A 572-nucleotide genomic window follows, 5' to 3' on the forward strand; every position below is an offset into this window, starting at 1 on the left:
GGCATCACCGGCAAGCGGGCGCAATTCGATCATGCCGCCACCATTGCCGGGCGTTCACTCAGGTTCCGCATCGCTCTCTCCCTCGGTTGGCGGGCCAAAGCGCGCCAGCATCCGCGCCCTGATCTGATCACGGGTCTGGCGATAGGCGGCCAGCTTGGCCTCGCGCCCCTCGCCCAGCCCGGTCGGATCGAGCACCGGCCAGTACTCCACATCCAGATGATAATAGCGGGTCAGCTCCTGCGCCAGCCGCAGACTGGCCGGCGACAACGCCACGATCATGTCATAACCGGAAAGGTCATCGCCCCATTGCTGCATGTCCTCGAAACTGCGGGCGCGATGGCGGTGCAATTCCAGCCCGAGTTCCTGACAGACGGCAATCGAAAAGCCGTCCACCTCCATGTCATTGCGCACGCCGGCCGACTGCACATAGGCGCGCTGGCCGTAGAATTTCTTCATCATCGCCTCGGCCATGGGCGAGCGCACCGCGTTGTGGTCGCAGCAGAACAGCACCGACGAGGGGAATGTGCCCGCCACCCGCTAACCCCAGTGCAGGACGCAGATCAGGGTGAACA

General features: G+C 64.2%; 1 protein-coding gene. It reads right to left on the minus strand.

Features of this window, described 5'->3' with window-relative positions:
• Window positions 1–54: 54 nt before the first annotated feature.
• Complete coding sequence (locus tag RSW2DRAFT_RS17010) at window positions 55–534, minus strand: arsenate-mycothiol transferase ArsC (protein ID WP_040672563.1); 480 nt, start codon at window positions 532–534, stop codon at window positions 55–57.
• Window positions 535–572: the final 38 nt, after the last annotated feature.

It is taken from the genome of Rhodobacter ferrooxidans (genome assembly GCF_000176015.1).
In the GTDB taxonomy this organism is placed as follows: domain Bacteria; phylum Pseudomonadota; class Alphaproteobacteria; order Rhodobacterales; family Rhodobacteraceae; genus Pseudorhodobacter_B; species Pseudorhodobacter_B ferrooxidans.